The 23,066-nt window shown below is 73.1% G+C and carries 24 protein-coding genes and 1 riboswitch; of the genes, 14 read left to right on the forward strand and 10 right to left on the reverse strand.

What is annotated here, in order from left to right:
- The first annotated feature begins 102 nt into the window (after positions 1-102).
- From cheB to J4G33_RS05720, 6 genes are read left to right on the forward strand one after another with little or no spacing between them, the layout of a single operon-like run.
- Positions 103-1,200 (forward strand): chemotaxis-specific protein-glutamate methyltransferase CheB, encoded by a 1,098-nt coding sequence (gene cheB / locus J4G33_RS05695; RefSeq protein ID WP_208054961.1) that lies wholly within the window; start codon positions 103-105, stop codon positions 1,198-1,200.
- Positions 1,197-2,027 carry a CheR family methyltransferase gene (locus tag J4G33_RS05700; protein ID WP_208054962.1) on the forward strand — a complete coding sequence of 277 codons (831 nt, stop codon included), beginning with the start codon at positions 1,197-1,199 and terminating at the stop codon, positions 2,025-2,027. Before cheB ends, J4G33_RS05700 begins: the two co-directional genes overlap by 4 nt.
- Positions 2,024-2,407: a response regulator gene (locus J4G33_RS05705; protein ID WP_208054963.1), complete on the forward strand. Its 384-nt coding sequence runs from the start codon at positions 2,024-2,026 to the stop codon at positions 2,405-2,407. The genes J4G33_RS05700 and J4G33_RS05705 overlap by 4 nt, the downstream gene beginning before the upstream one ends.
- Positions 2,404-2,874 (forward strand): chemotaxis protein CheX, encoded by a 471-nt coding sequence (locus tag J4G33_RS05710; RefSeq protein WP_243758636.1) that lies wholly within the window; start codon positions 2,404-2,406, stop codon positions 2,872-2,874. Before J4G33_RS05705 ends, J4G33_RS05710 begins: the two co-directional genes overlap by 4 nt.
- A gap of 43 nt (positions 2,875-2,917) precedes the next feature.
- Entirely contained in the window at positions 2,918-3,280 is a 363-nt protein-coding gene (locus J4G33_RS05715; RefSeq protein ID WP_208054964.1) for a response regulator, read from the forward strand.
- Positions 3,277-3,780: a hypothetical protein gene (locus J4G33_RS05720; RefSeq protein ID WP_208054965.1), complete on the forward strand. Its 504-nt coding sequence runs from the start codon at positions 3,277-3,279 to the stop codon at positions 3,778-3,780. Before J4G33_RS05715 ends, J4G33_RS05720 begins: the two co-directional genes overlap by 4 nt.
- Before the next feature lie 148 nt (positions 3,781-3,928).
- Here the strand turns inward: J4G33_RS05720 and J4G33_RS17740 are convergent, their stop codons facing one another.
- Positions 3,929-4,594, reverse strand: coding sequence for a M15 family metallopeptidase (locus J4G33_RS17740; protein WP_208054966.1), 666 nt, complete (start codon positions 4,592-4,594; stop codon positions 3,929-3,931).
- Positions 4,595-4,744: 150 nt separating this feature from the next.
- A riboswitch (cyclic di-GMP riboswitch) is annotated at positions 4,745-4,819 on the forward strand.
- Positions 4,820-4,834: 15 nt separating this feature from the next.
- Between J4G33_RS17740 and J4G33_RS05730 the strand changes: the two genes are divergently transcribed.
- Positions 4,835-4,999: a hypothetical protein gene (locus tag J4G33_RS05730; protein ID WP_208054967.1), complete on the forward strand. Its 165-nt coding sequence runs from the start codon at positions 4,835-4,837 to the stop codon at positions 4,997-4,999.
- A 43-nt stretch (positions 5,000-5,042) separates the two neighbouring features.
- Here J4G33_RS05730 and J4G33_RS05735 read toward each other — a convergent pair whose 3' ends face one another.
- Positions 5,043-6,869, reverse strand: a complete 1,827-nt coding sequence (locus J4G33_RS05735; RefSeq protein WP_208054968.1) for an ICP22 family protein — start codon at positions 6,867-6,869, stop codon at positions 5,043-5,045.
- Between the two features lie 524 nt (positions 6,870-7,393).
- On the opposite strand from J4G33_RS05735, the gene J4G33_RS05740 reads away from it, so the two are divergent.
- From J4G33_RS05740 to J4G33_RS05760, 5 genes are all read left to right on the forward strand, one after another.
- Positions 7,394-7,867 carry a Dps family protein gene (locus tag J4G33_RS05740; RefSeq protein WP_208054969.1) on the forward strand — a complete coding sequence of 158 codons (474 nt, stop codon included), beginning with the start codon at positions 7,394-7,396 and terminating at the stop codon, positions 7,865-7,867.
- Positions 7,868-7,935: 68 nt separating this feature from the next.
- Entirely contained in the window at positions 7,936-8,442 is a 507-nt protein-coding gene (locus tag J4G33_RS05745; RefSeq protein WP_208055204.1) for a low molecular weight protein-tyrosine-phosphatase, read from the forward strand.
- Positions 8,439-9,623, forward strand: coding sequence for a pyridoxal phosphate-dependent aminotransferase (locus tag J4G33_RS05750; protein WP_208054970.1), 1,185 nt, complete (start codon positions 8,439-8,441; stop codon positions 9,621-9,623). The genes J4G33_RS05745 and J4G33_RS05750 overlap by 4 nt, the downstream gene beginning before the upstream one ends.
- Before the next feature lie 44 nt (positions 9,624-9,667).
- Positions 9,668-10,753: a lactate/malate family dehydrogenase gene (locus J4G33_RS05755; RefSeq protein WP_208054971.1), complete on the forward strand. Its 1,086-nt coding sequence runs from the start codon at positions 9,668-9,670 to the stop codon at positions 10,751-10,753.
- Positions 10,750-11,274, forward strand: coding sequence for a hypothetical protein (locus J4G33_RS05760; protein WP_208054972.1), 525 nt, complete (start codon positions 10,750-10,752; stop codon positions 11,272-11,274). Before J4G33_RS05755 ends, J4G33_RS05760 begins: the two co-directional genes overlap by 4 nt.
- 35 nt (positions 11,275-11,309) lie before the next feature.
- Here the strand turns inward: J4G33_RS05760 and J4G33_RS05765 are convergent, their stop codons facing one another.
- The 8 genes from J4G33_RS05765 to J4G33_RS05800 form a co-directional block, all read right to left on the reverse strand.
- Positions 11,310-11,549, reverse strand: coding sequence for a helix-turn-helix domain-containing protein (locus J4G33_RS05765; protein WP_208054973.1), 240 nt, complete (start codon positions 11,547-11,549; stop codon positions 11,310-11,312).
- Positions 11,546-12,280, reverse strand: coding sequence for a hypothetical protein (locus tag J4G33_RS05770; protein ID WP_208054974.1), 735 nt, complete (start codon positions 12,278-12,280; stop codon positions 11,546-11,548). The genes J4G33_RS05765 and J4G33_RS05770 overlap by 4 nt, the downstream gene beginning before the upstream one ends.
- A 103-nt stretch (positions 12,281-12,383) precedes the next feature.
- On the reverse strand, positions 12,384-13,571 hold the full coding sequence (locus tag J4G33_RS05775) for a glycoside hydrolase family 88 protein (RefSeq protein ID WP_208054975.1): 1,188 nt from the start codon (positions 13,569-13,571) through the stop codon (positions 12,384-12,386).
- Positions 13,572-13,646: 75 nt separating this feature from the next.
- Positions 13,647-14,360 carry a YesL family protein gene (locus J4G33_RS05780; protein WP_208054976.1) on the reverse strand — a complete coding sequence of 238 codons (714 nt, stop codon included), beginning with the start codon at positions 14,358-14,360 and terminating at the stop codon, positions 13,647-13,649.
- Complete coding sequence (locus J4G33_RS05785) at positions 14,357-15,265, reverse strand: carbohydrate ABC transporter permease (RefSeq protein ID WP_208054977.1); 909 nt, start codon at positions 15,263-15,265, stop codon at positions 14,357-14,359. Before J4G33_RS05785 ends, J4G33_RS05780 begins: the two co-directional genes overlap by 4 nt.
- Entirely contained in the window at positions 15,265-16,227 is a 963-nt protein-coding gene (locus tag J4G33_RS05790) for a carbohydrate ABC transporter permease (protein WP_208054978.1), read from the reverse strand. The genes J4G33_RS05785 and J4G33_RS05790 overlap by 1 nt, the downstream gene beginning before the upstream one ends.
- A 141-nt stretch (positions 16,228-16,368) precedes the next feature.
- Complete coding sequence (locus J4G33_RS05795; protein WP_208054979.1) at positions 16,369-17,694, reverse strand: ABC transporter substrate-binding protein; 1,326 nt, start codon at positions 17,692-17,694, stop codon at positions 16,369-16,371.
- 82 nt (positions 17,695-17,776) lie between these two features.
- Positions 17,777-19,747: a DUF2264 domain-containing protein gene (locus tag J4G33_RS05800; protein WP_208054980.1), complete on the reverse strand. Its 1,971-nt coding sequence runs from the start codon at positions 19,745-19,747 to the stop codon at positions 17,777-17,779.
- A 220-nt stretch (positions 19,748-19,967) separates the two neighbouring features.
- Here J4G33_RS05800 and J4G33_RS05805 point away from each other — a divergent pair, with 220 nt between their 5' ends.
- Together J4G33_RS05805 and J4G33_RS05810 are read left to right on the forward strand one after the other, a co-directional pair.
- Positions 19,968-21,935 (forward strand): heparinase II/III domain-containing protein, encoded by a 1,968-nt coding sequence (locus J4G33_RS05805; protein ID WP_208054981.1) that lies wholly within the window; start codon positions 19,968-19,970, stop codon positions 21,933-21,935.
- Entirely contained in the window at positions 21,932-23,038 is a 1,107-nt protein-coding gene (locus J4G33_RS05810) for a substrate-binding domain-containing protein (protein ID WP_208054982.1), read from the forward strand. Before J4G33_RS05805 ends, J4G33_RS05810 begins: the two co-directional genes overlap by 4 nt.
- Positions 23,039-23,066 lie beyond the last annotated feature (28 nt).

The following is a 23,066-nucleotide window of genomic DNA, read 5'->3' on the forward strand; positions in this document are numbered from 1 at the left end:
CACCCCCGCCGAGCACTCACATCCACCGCCCTGCGGTCGATCAGTAGGCGGACCGGCAGACAGCAGGTCTCAGCAGGTCCCCTCAGCCGAACGGGAGGTGTGATGGCACGCATCAGGGTGCTCGTGGTCGACGACTCGGTCGTCGTCCGCCGGCTCGTGACCGACGCCCTCTCCTCCGACCCCGTCATCGACGTGGTGGGGGTCGCGGCCAACGGTCAGATCGCCCAGACGAAGGTCGGCCAGCTGGCCCCCGACCTGGTCACCATGGACATCGAGATGCCCGTCATGGACGGCATCGACGCGGTCCGCACGTTGCGCGGCGCGGGCCACCGCATGCCCATCATCATGTTCTCCACACTGACCGAGCGTGGGGCGACGGCCACCCTCGACGCCCTCTCGGCCGGTGCCACGGACTACGTCACGAAGCCCGCGAACGTCGGCAGCGTGACCGAGTCCCTCCAGCGGGTCGCCAGCGAGCTGATCCCCCGGATCAAGGCCCTGGTGCCCCGCCCCGCCGGCGCCCCCGAGCGCCCCGGTGCGGGAGCCCCCCGCACCGCCCCGGCGCCGCCTGCCCGCCGTGCCGTGGTGCTCCGCCCCCGCCCCGAGGTCCGCAAGGTCCGCGCGGTGGTCGTCGGCTCCTCGACCGGCGGTCCCGAGGCCCTGTCGCACGTGATGCGCGGCATCACCGCGCCGCTGCCCGTGCCGGTGGTCGTCGTGCAGCACATGCCGCCGGTGTTCACCCGGCAGCTGGCCGCACGCCTCGACCGGCTCGGCGGCAGCACCGTGGTCGAGGCCACCGCGGGCCAGGACCTGCGCCCGGGCACCGTCTACATCGCCCCCGGCGACCTGCACCTCACCCTCGAGCCCTCGGCCTCGGGGGCCCGCACGGTCCTCACCCAGGGCCTGCCGGTCAACTTCTGCCGCCCCTCGGTCGACGTCATGTTCCGGTCGGCGGTCAAGGTGTTCGGCGGTGACCTCTTGGGCGTGATGCTCACGGGCATGGGATCCGACGGTCGCGCCGCCACCGAGGACCTGGTCCTGGCCGGGGGCACGATGCTCGTCCAGGACGAGCCTACGAGCGTGGTGTGGGGCATGCCTGGTGCTGTGGCAACCGGGGGGCTCGCGCATGCCGTGCTGCCCCTCGACGAGATGGCTGCCGCCATGGTGCGCGGCGTCGAGGCGGGGGTGACGGTGCGATGACTCTCGCGAACGACAGCTTCTTGTTCGTCTCCGACCTCGTGCGGCGGCGCAGTGCGATCCAGCTCGAGGCCGGCAAGGAGTACCTGGTCGAGAGCCGGTTGCTGCCCCTGGCCCGGACGGCCGGAGCGGCCGACGTCGACGCCTATGTGCGCTCGTTGCGTGCCGCGCCCAGCCCCGCGGCCCTCGAGGCCGTGGTCGAGGCGCTCACGACCAACGAGACCTCCTGGTTCCGTGACGCCCAGCCCTTCCAGGCCCTCACCGGGCACGTGGTGCCCTCCTTGCTCGAGGGCGGGCTCCCGGGGTTCGCCCCGAGCCTGCGGGTGTGGTCGGCGGCCTGCTCGAGCGGGCAGGAGCCGTACTCGATCGCCATGGCCCTCGCCGACGTCGTGCCCCCGCAGTCGCTGCGGATCACGGCCACCGACCTCAACGAGAAGATGCTGACCCGCGGCCGTCAGGGCCGCTACTCCCAGCTCGAGGTCAACCGCGGTCTCCCTGCTCCGATGCTCGTCAAGCACTTCGTGCGGGTCGGCGCGGACTGGGAGATCGCTCCGCAGCTCAAGCAGGCGGTGACGTTCCAGCGGCACAACCTGCTCGACGCGCCGCCGTCCGGAGGGCCGTTCGACGTGGTGTTCCTGCGCAACGTCCTCATCTACTTCGACATCGCGACCAAGCGTGACGTGCTGCGGAAGGTGCAGGGAGTCCTGCGCCCCGGCGGCTACCTCCTGCTCGGCGCGGCTGAGACCACCATCGGCGTCGACGAAGGCTGGGAACGTGTCCCGGTCGGTCGTGGCTCCGTCTACCGGCGCACCGCGCGGAGGGCAGCATGAGAGCACTGGTCATCGACGATTCACGCACGATGCGGCGGATCGTCTCGGGGGTCCTCGGATCCATGGGCTTCGAGACGGTCGAGGCCGGCGACGGCCGCCAGGCCCTCGACGTCCTCGAGTCGGGCACCGAGATCGACCTCGCCTGCATCGACTGGAACATGCCCGTCATGAACGGTCTGGAGTTCGTGACCTCGGTCCGCCAGAACCGTGAGTGGCGGGACATGACTCTCATGATGGTCACGACCGAGAGCGAGCAGGGCCAGATCGTCCGCGCCCTCGCGGCCGGGGCCCATGAGTACCTGATCAAGCCGTTCACCCCGGACGCCGTCCGCGACAAGCTCCAGCTCCTGGGGCTGGTCGACCTCGAGGAGTCAGCATGAGCATGGACATCGACCTCGCCGCCTTCGCGGGGACAGACCCGATCTACGTGATCACCGAAGAGGTGTTCACCGCGATGATCGACGGTGAGGAGGGCTACCTGCGTCACTGGGACGGGCCCGACCCCGTGTTCGTCGACCCGATGCACGCCTGGGTCGACGTCAACGGCACGACCTCGGGTCGGGTGCTGCTGACGACCGAGCGCGGCACCGCCGACAAGCTCGCCCGGGCGCTGCTCCAGATGACGCCCGACGAGCCGGTCTCCCCGGAGGACTTCGTCGACGCGTTGGGCGAGGTGGCGAACGTCGTCGGGGGTAACGTCAAGTCGTTGGTCCCCGAGCCCGGGGTGCTGACGCTGCCCCAGGTCACCCAGGACCGCCCGCCGACGCTGCCGGACGCCCTGATCTACGAGCTCGCTCTCGACTGGCGCGGAAGTGCCCTGGTCATCAGCCTGTGGAAGCTGCCGTGAACCCGCGACCTTCCCAGCACGAAGCACGAACGAGGTGGAACCGATGAGAGTCCTGGTCGCTGACGACAGTCGCGTGATGCGGCAGATCGTGATCCGTACCCTGCGTCAGGCAGGCTACGACTGGTGGGAGATCAGCGAGGTCGCCGACGGCGCCGCTGCCCTCGAGCACGTCAAGACCGAGCAGCCCGACTTCGTGCTCTCGGACTGGAACATGCCCGAGATGACCGGCATCGACATGCTGCGACGCATGCGCGCCGAGGGCATCGAGACCCCGCTGGGCTTCGTCACCTCCGAGGGGTCCACCGAGATGCGTGAGCAGGCCGACGCCGCGGGCGCGCTGTTCCTCATCGCCAAGCCCTTCACCGCGGAGATCTTCCGCGACACGATCGATCCCTTCCTCGCATGAGCGCCGGCGAGGTCACGCGTCCGACCCCGCTGCCCGCGGCCCTCGAGGTCCGCGAGCTGCTCGAGGGCTTGCTGGGGCGCGACGTGGAGGGCACCGTCGGCACGCCCGTGGTGGACCCGCACAAGGACCCGGGTGCCGTGGTGGGCGTGTACGTCGACGACCTGCTCAAGCTGCGGGCCATCGTCGTCATGGAGATGCCCCTTGCGGCGTACACGGGGGCGGCCATCGCGCTGATCCCGGCCCGCACCGCCCAGGACTCGGTCGAGGCCGGGCTCATCTCGCCCATGCTGTTCGACAACACCACCGAGATCCTCAACGTGGGCGCCTCGCTGTTCAACCACGACGGCTGCCCGCACCTGCGGCTGTACGAGACGTACGCCCCGCGCGAGACCCTGCCGGCCGACATCGACAAGTGGGTCCTGGCCTACGTGCAGCGGCTCGACATGGAGCTCGACGTGACCGGCTACGGCAAGGGCAACATCTCGGTCCTGGTCGTCTGACCCCTGCCTGAGGGCCGGTCGTCCCGGCAGCCGGGCACCACGGACGCACGAGCCCCCGCCTCGACCTCGGTCGGCGGGGGCTCGTGCTGTGCCCGGTGCGGCTCGCCCGTGCCCGGGGTGGTGCGGGGGCAGGCGGAGGTGCTGCGGGTCAGACCTTGTGCGGCTTGAAGGCCCAGTGCCAGGGCTCGCGCGGGACGTCCTCGACGAACCCGTAGTCCTTGGCGTTGGCGCGCATCCACGCCTGGGCCTTGGCGTCGAGCCTGAGGTCGACGGCGATCCCCCAGCCGTGGTCGCTGGTGCCCGGCACGGCCGCGAGGCCGCCCTGGGAGTACAGGCCCTTGCGCTGGACCAGGTCCACCTGGGACGCGTACGTCCGGTAGGAGTCGGTCATGCCGATGGTCACGCCGTCGCGCTGGGCCGCAGCCTGCAGGGCCTCGTAGGACCGCGCAGCGGGGGACCAGAGCTTGTGGCCGCTGCCCGCGATCTGGCTCAGGGCCTCGTCGGGGATCTTGCCGTTGCCGTACTGCTTGAGCTCGAGGGGGATGCCCTTCTCGTCCACCCTGCCGGTGGTGCTCGTGCCGGCGGCGCCCGCCGTCGCGGCCACGCCGGTCGCACCGGTCGCGTGGGTGATGACGTTGTTCTGGGTGGCGACGGCCTTCTCGAGGGCAGCGCCGAAGGAGCCCGCGGACGAGCTCGTCGTCGCGGTGCTGACCGTGCCGAGCACGGGGGCGCCGCGCACGGTGGGGGCGGAGATGGTCGCGATCTGCGACTGGATCTGGGCGATCCGGCTGGTGATCCCGGCGATGGCCTCCACGCGGGTCCTTCCTGTCGGGGGGCGGACCTCTCTCCCATCGGCCGGTCCCGGGACGCTGTGAGGGGTGGGTGGGTGAAAAGGCTCGTCCGAACGGGTGGTCGGCGCCCGATCTCGGCGTGGCGCGGCCGATCCGTCCTACGCTCGTCCCGTCAGCGACAACGGCAAACCCGTCGAGAGGCGGGGACGCAAAGCCACGGGACCCATGCGGTCAGCCGGGCTACCGAACGAAAGTGGTGCGCCATGCAGGACAACACGCTGGGCCAGTCCGTCTACCGGTCCTTCGACGAGGACCGCTCGGTCCTCCTGCCGGACGCGGCTCCCGTTCCGCCGCAGATCCTCGCCCGCTGGGCGGCGCTCGCCAGCCAGCGCTCGTACCAGGGCTTCCTCCCGCAGCAGACGGCCTAGCGGCCCGAGCCGCAGCGAACCCGGCGCGGCGGGGCGGCCAGACCTACTGGTAGCTCACGAACCGTGGGGTCGGCTGCACGTCGCGGAAGGTCTCGGTCGGGGTCAGGGTCGGGGTGTCCTCGTCGATGAAGTTCTTCCAGCCCCAGGTGACCCCTTCCGGGGCGCCGGCCCGCAGCGCCCGCCAGGTGTCCTGCTTGGCGGGCTGGCTGCCCTGACCGTCCGCGTGGATCAGCACCGCGACCTCGTCGCGGGAGGTGTCCAGGCGCTCGCGGTCGCGGATCATCGACAGCCGGAACTGGTGCAGGACCAGCAGCTTCTGCGGCAGCGCCTCCTCCCTGGTGAGGTCGGCGAGGTAGTCGACCACCTGGTTGACCTCGTCGATCTCGACCGAGCCGATCTGGCGCAGGTGCACCTGGTCCGGCTCGAGCCGCCACTCGGGGTCCAGGGCGAGCCCGACGTTCGGGTAGCGCAGCAGCTCCTCGTAACGCTGTGCCTGGGTGAGGAAGTCGGTCCGCCCCGGCTGGAGGTCGATGACGACGTAGACGCCGGCCTCCTGCGCCGCCTCGACCCACGGGACGAAGCTCTCGACGGGAAGCTCACGCGTGTAGTTGCCGTCCTCGCCGGGCTCCGCGGAGGCCACCGTCACGATGATCTCGAAGGCCGGCACCACCGTGCCCGTGGTCAGCGGCTCGTAGCGCGCGGCGATGTCCTGCACGCGGCGGATGCTCTGGTCCAGGTCCTGCTCCCCCAGCAGGCCGAGCGCGGGGGTGCCCGGGGTGCCGTAGATCGCGATCATCCGCCGCCCGGGGAAGAGGACCTGCCCGCCGCCCGGGAGCTCGACGCCGGTCGCGGCGGTCTCAGCCTTCCAGGCGAGGGTCCTGGCGCCGACGAAGGTCTCGCTCAGGCCGATCACCGTGCTCGGAGCGATCTCGGCCATGGCCTGGACCACGCTGCTCTCGCGACGCGGGTCGCCGTCGGGCACGGTCACCACGGGGACGCCGGCGGCGCGGGCGGTCGCGACCGCGGCCACCTGGGCGGGCTCGCCGGTGGTGAGGACGACGCCGCCCTCGGTGGGCTCGGCCAGCTCGGTGGGCGGCAGAGGGCCCCCCGGTGCGGAGTCCTCGGGGCCGGGAGGATCCTCCGGGGTGGGCTCGCTCGTGGTGGGCTCGGCGCTGGGGGAGGGCTCGTCGTCGGTCGGTCCGTCCTCGGCGCCTCCCTCCCCGCCGAGCAGGGTGCGCACCTCGCGGTCGAGGGCGATCACGGTCGCGACGCCCTCGGTGCCGTCGGTGGGGTCTTCGGCGCCGTCCTCGGGGTCCTTCTCCTCGGTGGCGTCCTCGGCGGCGGCACCCTCGTCGTCGGTGGCCGCCTCCCAGCCCAGCAGGGAGCGCAGCTCGGCGTCCTCCGCGGGGGCGGCGACGGTCTCGATGTCGCCGAGGGCCTCGGCAGGCACCTCGCCCACGGTGACGACGGCGAGCGCCCCGAGCCGCTCGATCTCGGCCTGGGCGGGCGAGGCCCCTGCGCCATCGGCCTCGGCGTCCGCCAGGAGCAACGGGGCCCCCAGCCCGACGGCGATCGAGGCAGCGCGCAGCTGGGCGTCCTCGTCCTGGGCGGGGGCGACGACCGCGACCGGGGCCGAGGCGTACAGCGCGGTGCTCGTGGCGGCGGCCAGCTCGTCGGCACCCGGTCCGTCGAGGACCACGGCGGGCTTCTCGGGCAGGCTCAGCTCGGCGGTGCGCACCGGCTCGGGGGACGGCGTGGGGGTGGGGTCGGGCGTCTCGTCGTCGGGTCCCTGGTCGGGCGTGCAGCCGAGCAGGAGGCCTCCGCTCAGCGCGAGGCAGAGCAGGGCGGCACCGGTGGTCGAGGAACGCATGACGCCTTTCAGGGCAGGACGGGGAGGCCCCAACCCTAGGCCGGTGCTCCTGGGGCCGCAGCCGGGTGGTCGCTCCGCACCGCCGCGAGGAGGCCGACCCGGCGTGGGCCTGCGGGAGGAGCCGCGAGACGCGGCGGAAAACCCCTTGGCAGGCGGGGGACGTCGTCGTACCGTCGTCGGACACGGGAAAGGAGGTGGTCCAGAACATGAATTCTTCTTGGACGCGTGAGGTGACTGTCCGCTAGTCGCCCGATCAGCTCGGACGGATTGCACCGGTCCCGAACCGCTCCTGCGGCAGCGAGACCACGGCAGTCACCGCAGCCCGTGGGCGCCGTGCCCCGTCCAGCACGGCACGCCGATCCTCCTGACCGGCAGCCCACGGGCTGTTCCATGCCCGGACGCAGCCGTGCCCGTGCGTCGGCCCGGCACCATCAGGTGCTGCTCGCCCCTCCCGCGTCACCGCGCGCCGGTACGGTGGCGAGGACGGCGTGAACCACGCCTCCCCCACGCCCGGAGGAGATCCCATGAGCATCCCTGTCGACATCGGCATCCCTGATGAGCAGCGGGTCCAGATCGTCCACGGCCTGTCGAGGGTGCTGGCCGACTCGTACACGCTCTACCTCAAGACGCACAGCTACCACTGGAACGTCGTCGGCCCGATGTTCCACTCGCTGCACGCGATGTTCGAGGAGGAGTACACCGAGCTCGCCCTCGCGGTCGACGAGATCGCCGAGCGCATCCGCGCCCTCGGCGCCCCGGCCCCCGGTACCTACCGACAGTTCACCGAGCTGTCCGTGCTCGTCGAGGACACCGACCAGCCCGAGGCCCGTGAGATGGTCTCGCGCCTCGTGGCGGCCCACGAGGCCACGGCCCGCACCATCCGCGAGGCGCTGCCCGTCGCCGAGGGGGCGCCCGACCAGGTGTCGACCGACCTGCTCACCCGCCGGCTCGAGGTCCACGAGAAGGCGGCGTGGATGTTGCGGAGCATGCTGGCCTGAGGGGCGCCGCTCCTTCCTCGCCCGCCGTCACCCTGCTGCACCCCGGAGGCCCGTCCGTGTACAAGGTCATGACCGTCTGCACCGGCAACATCTGCCGCTCTCCGATGGCCGAGGTCGTGCTGCGCGCCCGGTTCGAGGCCGCAGGCCTGGGGGACCAGGTGGTGGTCGACTCGACGGGCATCAGCGCCGAGGAGCACGGCAACCCGATCGACAGGCGTGCCCAGCGGGTGCTCGCCGACCACGGCTTCGAGGTGCCTGGGGACCATCGCGCCCGGCAGGTGAGCGCGGTGGACCTCGCCTCACGGGACCTGGTCCTGGCGATGACGGCGACCCACGCCCAGGCCCTGCGCCGTCTCGCTCGTGGGGACGCCCAGCTCGAGGGCCGGGTCCGCATGTACCGGAGCTTCGACCCCGCAGCCCCGGAGGGCGGCCCCGAGCACCAGCTCGACGTCGACGACCCCTGGTACGGGGACGAGGACGGCTTCGTCGTCACCCTCGCCGAGGTGGAGGCTGCGGCCGACGCGATCGTCGACCACGTGCGTGCCTCTCTCGGTCAGGCAGCATCCCGGGGATGAAGGTCTCGGCCCGGGCGCAGGTCCCGCCCTTCGCGGTGATGGAGGTCCTCGCGGCCGCCAACGCCCGGCGGGACGCGGGGGAGTCGATCATTAACCTGTGCGCGGGGCAGCCCTCGGGCGGGGCCTCGACGGTCGTGCGCGAGCGGGCCAGGGAGCTCCTCGCCGCGGGGGACCACGGCTACACCGAGGCCCTCGGCATCCCGGCCCTGCGCCGTGGGATCGCCGAGCACTACGGCCGCTGGTACGGCGTGGACCTCCCTCCTGAGCAGGTGGCTGTGACCACGGGCTCCTCGGGCGGGTTCCTGCTGACCTTCCTCGCGGCCTTCGACCCGGGCGACCGGGTGGCCCTCGCCCGGCCCGGCTACCCGGCCTACAAGAACATCCTCGCCTCGCTCGGCTGCGAGGTCGTCGAGCTGGCCTGCGGCCCCGGGTCCCGCTACCAGCCGACGGTCGAGCACCTCGAACGGGCCCACGCCCAGGCCCCCCTCGCCGGCCTGGTCCTGGCCAGCCCCGCCAACCCGACCGGGACCATGGTCGACGCCGCGGGGCTCACCGCCCTCGCCGACTGGTGCGCGGCCCACGGCGTGCGCCTGATCAGCGACGAGATCTACCACGGCATCACCTACCCCGACGCGGCCACCCAGCAGGCCACGGCCGCGCACCACCTGGATCGGGGCGCCGTCGTCGTCTCCTCCTTCTCCAAGTACTGGGCGATGACCGGGTGGCGGCTCGGGTGGCTCGTGCTGCCCGAGGACCTGCGCGGCCCGGTCGACGCCCTCGCGGGCAACGTGGCCCTGTGCCCGCCCGCCCTCGCCCAGCACGCAGCCCTCGCGGCCTTCAGCCCCGAGGGGTACGCCTCGGCCGAGGCCGACGTCGCCCGGTACGCGGCCACCCGCGCGGTGCTGCTCGAGCGGCTGCCCGAGCTCGGCTGGGGTCGCGTGGCCCCGCCCGACGGCGCCTTCTACCTCTACGCCGACATCGCAGCCTCAGGGCTCGACGCCGTCACCTGGTGCGCCCGGCTCCTCGACGAGGCCGGGGTCGCGATGACCCCCGGGACGGACTTCGACGGGGTCGACGGCGGGCGCTGGGTGCGGTTGTCCTTCGCATGCACCCCCGAGGAGATCGACGAGGCGATCGACCGGATCGTGGCGTGGCAGCGCGGGCTCCTCGACGCCACCTGACAGCCCGCAACCTCCCCGACACCTGCCGCGGCTAGCCTCAGCAGGTGGACGTAGCGGTGCTGGGCGCGACGGGGGACGTCGGACGGCAGGTGTGCACCCAGCTCATCGAGCGGCGGGTGCTGCCCCGGGCCTCGCGCCTGCAGCTGGTCGGCCGTCCCGGCGGCAGCTCGGGCCGCGCGGTCTACGGCCTGCGCGAGGACCTCGTCGACGCCTTCGACGAGCACGCCCCGCTGATCGACGTCGCACTCAGTCCCGAGGAGGTCGTGGCCGACGTCGTGATCCTCACCGCGGGCCGCACCGCCCCGGCGACCACGGGAGCGCCCACCGACCGCGCCGCGCTCGCGGCCGACAACCACGCCGTCTTCGCCTCGTACGCGCGGGCCCTGGCCGAGCACGGGTCGGGGCACGAGGTCGTGGTGGTGGTCTCCAACCCGGTCGAGCTGGGCGTGGCGGTCATGGCGCGCGAGCTCGGCCGGCACCGCGTGATCGGCATGGGGGCCTGGCTCGACACCCTGCGCTTCCGCCGTGAGATCGCCGTCTCCCTCGGCCTGCGACGGCACCGCATCGGTGGGTTCGTCGCGGGGCAGCACGGCGCCGACCTGGTCCCGCTGTGGTCGACCGTGCGCATCAGCGGGCTGGACCCCGAGGAGCGCCGTCGGGCCGTGGACGGGCTGCGGCGCGGACGCTCCCTCGCGCACTTCGGCGACGAGGTGGCCCGGGCCCAGACCGAGCTGCTCGACCGCGCGGCGCGGGACGTGGGCGCGGCCTTCGACCTCATCGACACCTGGCCGCCCGACGTGCGCGCGGTGGCGCGGCCGTGGATGACCCACCAGAGCGGCGCGAAGACCGCGACCGGCACCGCCAACGCGACCGTCGACCTCGTCGACACGGTCTTGGACGGGCGCGAGATCGTCGTCGCCGGGCAGCTGGCCCTCGAGGGGGAGGTGTCCCTCGGCGGGGTGCCGCTGCGCGGGGTGATCGGCGCCCCCGTGGTCCTCGGCCCCGAGGGGTGGACCCGGGTGCTGCTGGACGAGCCCGCCCCCGACGAGCTCGCCCGGCTCACCGAGTGCGAGCAGCACATCGACGCCGGGCTCCGGCCGTGGGGCCTGGGCCGCGAGGTGCCCGCATGAACCCCGGCCCCGAGGTGCCGGCCGAGGCCAGCCCCAGCCCCAGCCCTAGCCCTGAGCCCGAGCAGCGCTGGGTGGCCCTGATCCGCGGCGACGACCGCCCGGGCACCCTCACCGCCCTGAGCAGCGTCTTCTCCACCCGCGGCGTCAGCTTCACGTCCCTGGCGACCGGGGGCGTGGACGGGGACGTCGGCAGCATCGCGGTGACCTTCTGCGCGACCAGCCGGCGGGCGCGGCTCCTCGCCCGCACCGTCGAACGCCTCTCGGTGGTCCGTTCGGTGGTCGCGCGCCCCGTCGAGGACCCGCAGGTCCGTGCCGCCGGCGTGGTCCGCATGCCCGACGGCGTGCCGTTCTCCCCGGCCCCCGCGGCCGACCTCGAGTGGTCGGGGGACGCCTCGGCCGGGCGCCCCGTGCTCGTCGAAGGACCGTTCACCCAGGTGACCACCGTCGTCGAGCGGGCCCGCCGCGAGGGGGCCGTCATGACCGCGGTGATGGTCCTCGGGATCGCCGGGGTCGACCGCTGAGCGGGCTGACAGCCACCCTGTGCCTCTGCTCGGTCCTAGCCGCGCGAGGTCGGGACGAGGGTGAAGAGGTCCCCCGGCTCGCATCCGAGCGCGTCGCAGACCGCGGTCAGGGTCGAGAACCGTACCGCCCGGGCTCGGTCGTTCTTGAGCACGGAGAGGTTGGCCACGGTGATGCCGCTCCTCGTCGAGAGCTCGACCAGGGTCATGTCGCGCTCGGCCAGCAGCTGACCGAGATGACAGATGACCCGGTGCGTCGCGGCGTCCTCCGCACTCACACCAGACCTTCCGCGTCGTCGGCCAGGCGGGTCCCTCGAGCTACGGCGGCAGCCAGGGCCCCCAGCAGGAGGGCGACGAGCAGCGGCCACCAGGCAACCTGAGGGTCAGGCACGATCCAGCCCGCGGGCACGGGCGCGGTCTCTCCGGTCGCGGTGGGCGGGGTGGTCCAGGCTGCGAGGAAGGATGCGACGGCCCGGGGTGCTGCGAGGGCAGGCAGGGCCGTGGCCATGGCCCAGGCCGTGGCCGTCGCGGCCGAGGCGACGGCGAGGCGTCGTGCGTTGCCCGGAGCGAAGGGGCGGGCCTCTGCGGTTGACCGCAGGACGGGGACCAGCAGCAGGATCACCAGACCGCTGGCCAGCAAGGTTGCCCACGGGCCTGCGCCCGCCATCAGGCCGATCGCAGGGGACTGGTGGTCCCCGTAGATCGTCAGCGGTCCCGACCGGTGGACCGGTAGGGGCTCGCCGCCGGGCCAATCCTCGGCCGAGACGGCGGGGGCGCACCCGCTGATGCCGTCGATCGACCAGCCCTCGACGCACGGCAGGACGACCTCCTGGCGCGCCGGTGCCATCACCTCGACGGGAACCGGCGCCCCGCCACGGGCGACCATCAGCGCCGCGACGATCCCGGCCCCGATGAGCAGGCAAGCGACGACCACCAACGTACCCACAGCCATCGCTGAGCCGATCAGCTGCTTGGCAGCTGCGTGCTCCTCCTGTGTCGCGGCATCCATGGCGTCTCCATCTCGATAGTCGATGTGCTCCTGTTCCAGGCATATCGACAGTCGATGCGCAGACTTGAGGCCGCAAAGCCTCCGTCCAGGGAGGTCACCCCCGCTACGCGCCCCGCACCCAGTACGGAACCCATCCCGGGTCCGTGTGCCGCACGAGGGCCTCGAGGTAGAAGTAGTCGCCCCACAGGCTGCCCTCGTCGACGCCGATGCCCTTGGGGGCGTCGTAGACCGAGTGCAGCAGGAGGGCGTCGCTCTCGACCCCCTCGGCGGCCGGGGTGTAGCCGGCAACCAGGGCGCGCAGCATGTCCAGGCCCGCGGTCGCGTACCGCTCGCGTCGGGCGGGGTCGGTCTCGACGGCGGCGAGGTGGTGCAGCCCGCAGGCGGCGATCGCGGCGGCCGAGCTGTCCCGTGGGGCGTCGCTGCCGTCGGTGTAGACGAGGTCCCAGTAGGGCACACCGTCCTGCGGCAGGTCGGCGAGGAAGCGGTCGGCGCAGCGTTCGGCCGAGCGCAGCAGGGCGGGGTCCCCGGTGGCCTGGTGGTTGAGGGCGAAGCCGTAGATCCCCCAGGCCTGGCCCCGCGCCCAGCACGAGTCGTCCCCCGCCCCCTGCTCGGTGGCCCCGTACAGGGGCGCGCCGGTCACGGGGTCCCAGTAGAAGGTGTGGAAGGTGGTGCCGTCGGGCCGCAGCACGTGCTCGCTCAGCTGGGCCGTGTGCCGGCGGACGGCGTCGGGGTAGCGCTCCTGCCCGGTCTGCTCACCGGCCCAGGTCAGCAGCGGCATGTTCATCAGGCTGTCGACGATGGTGCGGCCGCGCTGGGCCGGGTCGGAGACGTCCCCCCAGGCCTGGAGGATCCCCGCGGGCTCGAGGAACCTGACCATGAGGTGGTCGGCCGCGGCGAGGGCCGCCTGCCGGGCCTGCTCGTCCCCGGTGAGCCGCCACGGAGCCACACCGGACAACGTGTACAGGAAGCCCAGGTCATGGGTGTGCAGGTCCTCGCCCTGCTCGACGCGCCGGGCGAAGTCCACGACGTGCTCGCGGCCCGCCGCCCGGAAGGCGTCCTCGCCGGTCAGCTCGTAGGCCAGCCACTGCGTCCCGGGCCAGAAGCTCGTGGTCCAGCCCCGGTTCGCGCCCTCGGCGAAGCGGTCGGTCGCGGGCCGCGGCAGGTACCGGCCGTCGGTGGTGGTGTCGTCGGGGTAGCGGCGGCCGAAGGCGGCGATGTTCCGGCGGACGGTCGCGATCGCGGCGTCCACGGCAGGGGCGAGCTCGGTCGCGAGCCCGGTGGCGAGGGTCATCAAGGTCTTCCGATCTGCCCGTGCACCGGTGAGCCCGGGTGCGGGGCGGGTGGAGCGGGTGGTCTGTCCGGGTGGTCAGGTGGCGCGCGGGCGCGGCGGGCCGGGAGCGGTGAGGGTCACGTGCAGGGCATGCCTCGAGCCGCCCCACACCACGTAGAGCAGCGGGGCCGCGGCGAGCCCCAGCCCGAGGGCAGGGTGCTCGGCCACGACGGCGAGCAGGGTCCCGAGCACGACGAGGGCCGCGAGCGTCAGGTACCAGCGCCGCAGCGCCGCGAAGAGCGAGGCCTTGAGGAGCGCCCGCAGCCGGACCTCGGGGTGGTCGGGGAGCGCGGCCAGCGCCACGACGGACGTGAGGGCCACCACGACGAGGAGCACGGCGAGCACGGGGATGGCGACGGCGCCCACGGTCAGCCCCCACACCACGCGGATGTCGACCGCGAGCACCAGCACCGCCGTGGCGGTGAGCAGCCCGATGGCCAGGGCTCGGCGGGCGTGCCTGATCAGGCTGCGCACGAAGGTCCGCACGATCGGTGCCGACGGGTTCGCCGAGAACGCCCCGAAGACGGCGAAGGCGGCGACCACCCCCGGGGCGCTCAGGCCTGTGGCGAGCACGAGCGCGGGCCAGGACTGCGCCGGGTCCGTGGTGAGCAGCAGCAGGAGGAGCGGGGCGGACGTGATCACCAGCAGCAGGTTCGTGGCGAGCCCGGCGTAGGCGGTGCCGAAGACGAGCAGGTAGGTCTCGTGCGAGACGAGCGGCTTGCGGCTCGAGGCCGTCGTCACGGCGCTCATCCCTTGAGCCCGGTGGTCGCGATGCCCTGGACGAAGTACCGCTGACCCAGGAGGAAGACGATCGCGATCGGCAGCACCGACAGCACCGACCCCGTCATGATCAGGGCGTGCTCGGCGTTGTACTGGCTGATGAACGTCTTGAGACCGATCTGGATGGTCCACAGCTCGGGGCTGCGCAGGTAGATGAGCGGCCCGAGGTAGTCGTTCCAGGTGTTGACGAAGGTCAGCAGGGTCAGGCTCGCGATGGCCGGCACGGACAGCGGCATCATGATGCGCCGCCAGATGCCGTACTCGCTCAGCCCGTCGATGCGCGCGGCCTCGCTGAGCTCCTCGGGCACCGTCTCGAAGAACTGCTTCATGAGGAAGACGCCGAAGGCACTGAAGGTCTGCAGGGCGATGATCGCCCAGAGGGTGTTCGACAGGCCCAGCTCGGACAGCATGATGAACTGCGGGATCATGTAGGACTGCCACGGCACGGCGATCGTCCCGATGTAGAGCAGGAAGAGCGCGTCCCGGCCCTTGAACCTGACCTTGGAGAACCCGTAGGCCGCGAAGCTGCCGGTGATCACCTGCAGCGAGGTCACCGCGACCGACAGGATCAGGGTGTTCTTGAGCCAGGTGGTCATCTGCGAGCGGGACCAGATGTCCAGGTAGTTCTGCCAGACCACAGGGTCCGGGATCCACTGCACCGGCACGGTGAAGACCTGGTTGTTCGTCTTGAGGGAGGAGATCACCATCCAGACGAACGGCAGCAGGATCGCGGCCGCTGCCACCAGCATCACCAGGTAGCCCAGGGCGCGTCCGACCGTCAGGCGCTGGGCGTCGGGGCGGGGCGGACGGGGGTCGTCGGCGATGGTCGCGGGCACCGGCGCCGCTGCGGGGGAGGCGGTGTCGAGGGTGGCCATCAGGCGTCCCTCCTCATGTTGACGAGGAACTGGACGACCGTGATCGAGATGCACAGGAGGAACAGCGCGACCGAGATGGTCGAGGCGTAGCCGAACTGGTTCTCGACGAAGCCCTTCTGGAAGATGTACTGGCTCAGGACGAGGGTCGACTGACCGGGCCCGCCGTTGGTCATCACGAGGATCAGGTCGAAGACCTTGAAGCTCTGGATCGTGAGCATCACGGTGACGAAGAACATCGTCGGGCGCAGCCCCGGCAGGGTGACGTTGAGGAACCGCTGCCACGCGTTGGCGCCGTCCATCCGCGCCGCCTCGTAGAGCTGGGCCGGGACGGTCTGCAGGCCCGCGAGGAGCAGCAGCATGTAGTAGCCCATCTCGCGCCAGACGCTCACGAGGATGATCGCCGGCATCGCCCACGTCGAGCTCGTCGTCCACCCCGGCGGGTCGGCCAGGCCGATCGCCCGCAGCAGCTGGTTGATCGGACCGAACTCCGGGCTGAAGAGCATGTTCCACACCACGGCGATCGCCACGACCGAGGTGATGTAGGGGAAGAACGCCACCGTGCGGAAGAAGGCCACCCCGCGCATCTTGCGGTTGAGCAGCAGGGCCAGCCCGAGGGAGGCCGCCAGGGTCAGCGGGATGTGCACCCCCGCGTAGTAGAGGGTGTTGAGCAGGGCGCGGTGGAAGCTCGCGTCCCCGACGAGCCGCGTGACGTTGTCCAGGCCTACCCAGGTCGCGACCCCGAAGACGTTCCAGTCGGTGAAGGAGACGTAGAAGAGCGTCACGACCGGGACGAGGGTGAGCACGGCGAAGCCGAGGAAGTTCGGCAGGATGAAGCTCCAGCCGATCAGGGTGTTGCGCAGCGCGAGCCTGCTCCCGGGCCGACGGCGGGCCGGGGGACGCTCGGGCGCTGCCGGAGCGGGCGCGGTGGGCCGCGGCCTCTCGTCGGCGGCGAGGGTCGACATCGTGGGGCTCCTTGGTCGGGGGACCGGGTGGCTGGGTCGGAGGACCGGGCGTGGTGGTCGCAGGACGGGCGGGTCCCGGGGTGCCCGCGTGGCGGGCACCCCGGGAGGAGGGGCCGGGTGCACACCCCGGCCCGTGGTGGGTCAGCCGAGACCGGCCTCCGAGGCGGCGCGGTTCTCGGCCTCCTCGATCGCGGCGGCGATCCCTGCCGAGTCCGACATCACGGCCGAGTGCATGTCGTTGAGGATGTTCTGCACCGTGGCCGTGCTCTCCGCGACCGGGTTCTCCGGGCGGGTGTCATGGGTGGAGTAGGCGAACCGGGAGAGGTCGTCGCCGGGCACCCCCTCGAGGGCGAAGTAGGTCTCCACGACCGTGTCGCTGAGCAGGGCCGGGGTGATGCCGATCTCGGCGAGGGCCGTCGCGCCGCCCTCTCCGGCGGCGAAGGCGAGGAACTCCTTGGCAGCGGCGGCCTTCTCCTCGTCGATGGCCGGGTTGATCCCCAGGCCGGTCGGGTCCCCGAAGGTGACCGGGGTGCTGCTGGTCCCGGTGGTCGAGCTGTCCGACTGCGGCGCGGGGGCCAGGCCCCAGGCGAACTCCTCGGCGTCGCCGGACTCCTGCTGGGCGATGAGGGTCGCGACGTACCAGGTCCCCATCGGCATCATCGCGGCCTGCTGGGTGCCGAACTGCGCCTGGTAGGTGAGCGAGTTCGTCGTGATCGTGCCGTAGCCCACCTGCGCCCCGGCCTCCTGCAGGTCGAGCACCCGCTCGTAGTACGGCTCGTAGAACCCGTAGTCGGCGCTCGCCAGGTCCGCGCCCTCGGTCTGGGCGAGGGCGAAGCCCTGGAGGGTGGACTGCCAGTTGTGCTGGTAGGTGCCGAGGGCCTCGCTGCCGGCTGCCTCGAGGCCGTCGGTGAGCTCGGTCGCGGCCGTGGCGTAGTCGTCCCAGGTCCACGAGCCGTCGGGCTCGTCGACCCCGGCCTCCGCGAAGAGGTCCTTGTTGTAGTAGAGGACCCACGCGTCCTGGCGGTAGGGGACGGCGTAGCTCGCACCGTCGACCTCGTAGAACTCCGCCCCGCCGGTGCCCTCGTCGAGCTCGGCGACCACGTCGGAGACGTCGAGGAGCTGGTTCCCGGACTGGTACGTGTAGAAGTTCCTGAGGTTCTTCTGCACGTACACGTCCGGGGCGGTGCCCGCGGCGAGGTCGGCGGTCATCTGGGTGTCGTAGTTGGTGGCGTCGTACTCCTGGAGCTCGACGGTGATGTCCGGGTTCTCCTCGTGGAACGCATCGGCGAGGGTCTGGAACTCGGGGGTCGTGGACAGGCTCCAGCCCGCGAGGGTCAGGGTGACCGGGCCCTCGGCGGCCGCGCCGTCGGTGCCCGGGCTGTCGCCCTCGTCGGTGCCGCCGCATGCTGTCAGGGTCAGGGCGACGACGGCCGTGAGACCGATCGTGGCGGGGGTGATGCGCTTCATTCCTTACTCTCCTTCGAGTTCGGCGGCCCGTCGTCGGGCCTGGTCCACGGCACGGGCCGGAGGGCGCGTGCAGGGTCGGGGGTCAGGGCAGGGCGGTGCGGGTCCGTTCGCCGTCCGGCCAGTGCACGGCAGCGGTGCGGTCTGCTGCCGTGAGCTCGAGGGTCGCGGTGGGCCGCGGGACCCGCGTCGGTCCCGGAGCGGGCCTCGGCCGTTCGAGGGTCACCAGGGCCGCGACCCAGGTGCCCGGACGGACCGCCGTCTCGACCCAGGGCACCTCCGCGGCGGGGCCGAGCATGCTCGCCTCGGCGCGATGGACGCTGCCTGCGCGGGCGGCGCCGAGCAGGGGCAGGACGGCGGAGTGCAGCCCGTCCCCGGGAACCGTCGGCCATCCGCTCAGGCGCAGGCGCAGCGCCTCGGGGTCCAGGCCTGCGGCGAGCTGGTCGACCCGGCACAGCCGCACCTCCCACGGCCCGCGGACCAGGGAGACGGTCGTGAGGGTGCCCGCCTCGGTGAAGGTGCCGTCGAGGCCCGAGCCGTGGTCCCGCGGCTCAGGGCCGGGGGCGAGCCACCGGGCCTGGGCCGTCGAGGCTGCGACCCCGACCGGCACCTGCCCCTCTGTCGTGTCGATGCGGGCGCCCAGGGCCCGCCACCCCGCGCGGTGCGTGGCCCGCCCCGCGTGGTCGACCAGGACGGCGCCCTGGTCCGACGGCGAGGCCTTGCTCGCGGGGTCGGTGAGCGGGCTCGTCGCCGTCGAGTACCCGAGACGGGCGTACAGCGGGGCGTCGCCCACCACGTCGCCCTCCTGGGCGTGGTCGGTGCCGTGGTTGACCACGCGCACCACGCCGTCGGCCCGGGTGCCGCTGACGATCCAGCCCGGTGCGCGCACGGCCCGCAGCTGGTCCCCCCGCTCGACCGGCAAGGGCTCCTCGACGGCGGTCCACGCGGGGTGGTCGGCGGGCAGGGCCAGGCCGAGGAGGCCCTTGCTGGCCCAGTAGGGGGAGCCGGGGCCGGTGTAGGTCTGCGAGATCGCGGGCCACTCGTGGTGCCAGCCCTGGGTCAGCAGGCCACGGTGGTCGGGGGCTCCGTGCTCGACGAAGTGCGACAGCACCCCCGAGGCGGCGCGCCGCAGCTCCCCGAGGGAGGAGGAGGGCACCTGGGCCATCGCGCCGACCCAGAACGGCGCCGCGGCGGCGAACCGGTAGGTCAGCGAACGGCCCTGCAGGAGCGGTGAGCCGTCAGCGCCGACCAGGGCGAGCGCGTCCCGCAGGTAGCGGTCCAGGAGCTGCACGTCGCGCTCGCGGCGCGGGGCCGCGAGGTCCTCGGCGCCACGCATCCGGGCCCACAGGGTCGGGTACAGGTGCAGGGCCCACCCGGAGTAGTGGTCGAAGGACCGCTGGTCGCCGTCGGCCAGCCAACCGTCCTCGCGGACGAACCCGTCGTGGGTGGCGAGGTCCTCCTGCATCTCCGTCAGGGAGTGCGGTGCGCCCACCGAGCGCAGGAACGTCTGCACGACGAGCCGGAACCACACCCAGTTGATCCGCGGGTAGGTGTCGTCCCCGACCGCCACGGCGAGGTAGTCGACGAGCTGCTCCTGGACCAGCGGGGCCAGCCCGTCCCAGAGCCAGGGGCGGGTGAGGTCGAGCACCAGGGCCAGGGAGGCGGCCTCGACCTTGGCCTGCGCGTGCTCGGAGAGGCGGGGCCACCGGCCGGGGGCGTGCGGGTCCGTCCCGGCCGCGAGGCCCTCGGCGTACCACTGGGCGTCGCCGCGCGGGTCTGCGCCGCGCTCGCCGGCCATCCGGAACCCCGCGAGCAGGAAGGTGCGGGCGAAGCCCTCGAGCCCGTCGACGTCGCGGCCGTACCCGCCGGCCGGTCCGGGCAGCTCGATGCGTGCGTGGTCGGGGGAGGCGTAGGGGCGCACCGCGGTGAGCAGGTCGTCCGCGAGGGAGGCCCAGCGGGTCCGGTCCCACCCGGTCAGCGGGCTGCTCGCCGACCGGGACGGCGTCGTGGACGCGGCCGGGAGCGAGGACGCTGACCCGATGCCCTCGACGCGCATGGTGCTCCTCCGCGATCTGCCGGGGCGCCGTCTCCGTCGTCGGGAGCTCCCGGGTCGGGTGGCCATTCACCCGACCTGAGGGAGTCAAGCGCTCACAAACCCACACCGTCAAGCAGATGTGCATTCTGTTATGATCACTTCTGATCGTTTGTCCAAAGTTCTTGGCGCATGGCTCGGATGGATCGCCGTGCTCGACGAACCACCTTCTCGATGGAGAGAGATGTCCGACGACGCGACGGGTCCGCTCGCCCGGGCCTTCGCGCGCCGGCTGGGGCTCGGAGGGCGACGAGGCCAGCAGAGCGCCGCGGAGGCGCTGGTAGACCTCCTGCTGCCGCCCGACGGCGCCCTGCCCGTCCCCCCGGCCACGACGCGGGCCGTGTGGGCGCTGGGGGCGGGCACCGCCGACCAGGCGACCCTCCGGGCAGGGCTGGCGAGGGCGCAGGGGGACCTCGCCGAGCCCTGGCTGACGCCGCGGGCCAGCACCGCGGCACGGGTGCACCGTGACGGGGACCGCGCCGAGCACGAGGCCCTGGTCCTCGACCGCCAGCACCGGCTCTCGCGCGCGACCCTCGCCGCGGCCACGACCCTCGAGGACCGATGGCTCGACGAGGTCGCCGACGGCGTGTGGCAGCTGTGCGAGCAGAGCTCGTGGTGCTGGCCCGCGCACGACGAGGCGGCCGCGCGCCGCGGGTGGGTGCTCCCCGCGACGGACCTGCCCGTGCTCGACCTGGGAGCCGGTGAGGTCGCCGGCCAGCTGGCCTGGATCGACCACCTGCTGGGCGGCGCCCTGGCCGAGCGCTACCCCGGCCTGCGCGAGCGCGTGCGGTCTGAGGTGCGCTCGCGGGTGCTCGACCCCTTCTGCGAGCGACGGGACTGGCACTGGATCGGCCTGGACGGGGACGTGCACAACTGGAACCCCTGGATCCACGGCAACGTGCTCGTCGCGGCGCTGCGCCTCCTCGACGACCCGGCCGAGCGCGCCCTGCGGGCCGTCGTCGTCGGCCTCGTGATGGAGGGGCTGGACCGCTACGTCGCGGTGCTCCCCGAGGACGGGGCGATCGACGAGGGGTACGAGTACTGGTGGAACGGGGCGTGCCGCGCGGTCGAGGCCCTCGACCTGCTCGCCCACTCCACCGGGGGAGCTCTCGACGCCCTGGCCCCCGAGGCCGCCGTCCCGAGCCTGCGGGCCACCCTGGCCTTCCCGCACCGCATGCACCTGGGAGGCCCCTGGTACGTGAACCACGCCGACGGCCGCGCCCGCCCCCCGGCCGACCAGCCCTGGCACGCCCTGCACCAGGCCGCGCGGCGGGCGGGGCAGGGCGAGGCCGAGCAGCACGCGGCTGCCGCCCGGGTGCCGGGCACCCCGGTCGCCGAGGAGCGCGAAGGGCTCGGCCGGCTGCTGCGGGCCGTGACCGACGAGGCCTGGTGCGCCGCCGGGCCCGCCGCCCCGCCCCTGCCGCGTGAGGTCTGGCTCGGCTCGACCCAGGTGCACCTCGCCCGCGAGCACGCCGGCAGCCCGCGCGGGCTCACGGTCGTGACCAAGGGCGGGCACAACGGCGAGCACCACAACCACAACGACGTCGGCTCGGTGGTCGTCGCCTCGGACGGCGTCCCCGTGCTCGTCGACGCCGGTCGCCCGACGTACACCGCCCAGACCTTCGGCCCCGACCGGTACGAGGCGTGGATGATGCAGAGCTCGTGGCACACGGTGCCCGAGGTCGCCGGGGTCGCGCAGGGGGTCGGGAGCCGGTACGCCGCACGCGAGGTCGTCGTCGACGGCCCGCAGGTCTCCCTCGACCTCGCTGCCGCCTACCCGGTCCCCGGTCTGCGGGCCTGGCACCGCGAGGTGCGCCTCGACCGGGACACGCCTGCGCCCCGCGTCGCGGTCCGGGACTCCTGGGACCTCGACCCGTCGGCAGGCCCCGGGACCTGCGTCCACCTCGTCCTCGCCGGCCAGGTGAAGCTCGCGCCCGACGGCGCCACGGTGCGGCCCCTCGACGATGCCACCCCCGTCCGGGTCACCTGGCCCGAGGGTGCGCGGGTCACGCTCGAGCACCGGACCCTCGAGGACCCGATGCTGACGAGCGTGTGGGGTGAGAGCCTCACCAGGGTGAGGATCGACGCCGACGACCGCAGCGAGCTCACCGTCGAGATCACCCAGACCCCCGAGCGCGAGGAGCGCGCATGAGCGAGGACCTGACCGCGCGCGCGCCCCTCGCGGCCGAGCGGCGTGCGCACCTGCTCGCGGCCCTCGAGCGGGACGGCGCCCTGCGGGTGACCGAGCTGACCGAGAGCCTCGGGGTCACCGCGGTGACCATCCGCCGGGACATCGCCCAGCTCGAGCGGCAGGGCCTGCTCACCCGGGTCCACGGCGGGGCCGTCGCCGCCGCGGGGGACGCGGCCGGGTCTGGCACCGAGCGGTCCGGGCCGACGGCCGCGATCGGCGTGCTCGTGCCCTCCCTCGACTACTACTGGCCCGGGGTGGTCCGGGGCATGGAGGCCGAGGCCCAGCAGCACGGCATGCGGATCGTGCTGCGCGGCTCCTCCTACGAGGCCGCCGACGAGCGCCCGGCCCTCGCGCGCCTGGTGCAGACCGAGAACCTGCGCGGGCTCGTCCTGGCCCCCCGCACCGACGGACCGCACGCCCAGGACCTCGTCCAGTGGCTCAGCACCCTCGACGTCCCGCACGTCCTGGTCGAGCGGGAGGCCGCGCTCGCCCCCCACCGTGAGGCCCTCGAGTCGGTGGTCTCCGACCACGCCCTGGGTGCCCTCATGGCCGTGCACCACCTCGCCGACCTGGGCCACCGGCGGGTGGGCCTGGTGCTCTCGCGCCGGTCCCCGACCTCGCGGAAGATCGCCGCGGGGTGGCGGGCCGCGTGCAACGAGCTCGGCCTGGCCAGCGAGGAGCACTTCGAACGGCTCGCCCCCGACCGCCACAAGCCGGCCTTCGGCAACGCGATCGCGGAGGTCCTCGAGACGGCCCTCGGCTCGGGCACCACGGCCCTGCTGGCCCACTCCGACCCCGAGGCGTCCGCGATCGTGCAGCTCGCCCAGGACCGTGGCCTGTCGGTCCCCGGGGACCTGTCGGTGGTCTCCTACGACGACGAGGTCGCGGGCCTGTTCACCCCCGCCCTCACCGCGGTGCGACCACCACGCGCCGCCGTCGGGCACGCCGCGGTGGACCTGCTCGCGAAGCGGATCGCCGACCCGGACCGCCCGGTGCACCGCATCGCGATCAGCCCGCAGCTGATGGTCCGCGAGTCGACCGGGCCGGTGAGCCCGCGGGGCTGACCGACGCCGGCCGATGGGCTGAACGTCG

This window comes from Actinotalea soli, assembly GCF_017565425.1.
In the GTDB taxonomy this organism is placed as follows: Bacteria; Actinomycetota; Actinomycetes; order Actinomycetales; family Cellulomonadaceae; genus Actinotalea; species Actinotalea soli.

Coding starts and splice junctions, on each gene's coding strand:
- J4G33_RS05710 (WP_243758636.1), top strand. CDS start 2,404: ATGAGCATGGACATCGACCTCGCCGCCTTCGCGGGGACAGACCCGATC.
- J4G33_RS05770 (WP_208054974.1), bottom strand. CDS start 12,280: ATGGATGCCGCGACACAGGAGGAGCACGCAGCTGCCAAGCAGCTGATC.
- J4G33_RS05730 (WP_208054967.1), top strand. CDS start 4,835: ATGCAGGACAACACGCTGGGCCAGTCCGTCTACCGGTCCTTCGACGAG.
- J4G33_RS05800 (WP_208054980.1), bottom strand. CDS start 19,747: ATGCGCGTCGAGGGCATCGGGTCAGCGTCCTCGCTCCCGGCCGCGTCC.
- J4G33_RS05805 (WP_208054981.1), top strand. CDS start 19,968: ATGTCCGACGACGCGACGGGTCCGCTCGCCCGGGCCTTCGCGCGCCGG.
- J4G33_RS05750 (WP_208054970.1), top strand. CDS start 8,439: ATGAAGGTCTCGGCCCGGGCGCAGGTCCCGCCCTTCGCGGTGATGGAG.
- J4G33_RS05785 (WP_208054977.1), bottom strand. CDS start 15,265: ATGGCCACCCTCGACACCGCCTCCCCCGCAGCGGCGCCGGTGCCCGCG.
- J4G33_RS05745 (WP_208055204.1), top strand. CDS start 7,936: ATGACCGTCTGCACCGGCAACATCTGCCGCTCTCCGATGGCCGAGGTC.
- J4G33_RS05700 (WP_208054962.1), top strand. CDS start 1,197: ATGACTCTCGCGAACGACAGCTTCTTGTTCGTCTCCGACCTCGTGCGG.
- J4G33_RS05795 (WP_208054979.1), bottom strand. CDS start 17,694: ATGAAGCGCATCACCCCCGCCACGATCGGTCTCACGGCCGTCGTCGCC.
- J4G33_RS05775 (WP_208054975.1), bottom strand. CDS start 13,571: ATGACCCTCGCCACCGGGCTCGCGACCGAGCTCGCCCCTGCCGTGGAC.
- J4G33_RS05780 (WP_208054976.1), bottom strand. CDS start 14,360: ATGAGCGCCGTGACGACGGCCTCGAGCCGCAAGCCGCTCGTCTCGCAC.
- J4G33_RS05715 (WP_208054964.1), top strand. CDS start 2,918: ATGAGAGTCCTGGTCGCTGACGACAGTCGCGTGATGCGGCAGATCGTG.
- J4G33_RS05705 (WP_208054963.1), top strand. CDS start 2,024: ATGAGAGCACTGGTCATCGACGATTCACGCACGATGCGGCGGATCGTC.
- cheB (WP_208054961.1), top strand. CDS start 103: ATGGCACGCATCAGGGTGCTCGTGGTCGACGACTCGGTCGTCGTCCGC.
- J4G33_RS05735 (WP_208054968.1), bottom strand. CDS start 6,869: ATGCGTTCCTCGACCACCGGTGCCGCCCTGCTCTGCCTCGCGCTGAGC.
- J4G33_RS05790 (WP_208054978.1), bottom strand. CDS start 16,227: ATGTCGACCCTCGCCGCCGACGAGAGGCCGCGGCCCACCGCGCCCGCT.
- J4G33_RS05810 (WP_208054982.1), top strand. CDS start 21,932: ATGAGCGAGGACCTGACCGCGCGCGCGCCCCTCGCGGCCGAGCGGCGT.
- J4G33_RS05760 (WP_208054972.1), top strand. CDS start 10,750: ATGAACCCCGGCCCCGAGGTGCCGGCCGAGGCCAGCCCCAGCCCCAGC.
- J4G33_RS05720 (WP_208054965.1), top strand. CDS start 3,277: ATGAGCGCCGGCGAGGTCACGCGTCCGACCCCGCTGCCCGCGGCCCTC.
- J4G33_RS05740 (WP_208054969.1), top strand. CDS start 7,394: ATGAGCATCCCTGTCGACATCGGCATCCCTGATGAGCAGCGGGTCCAG.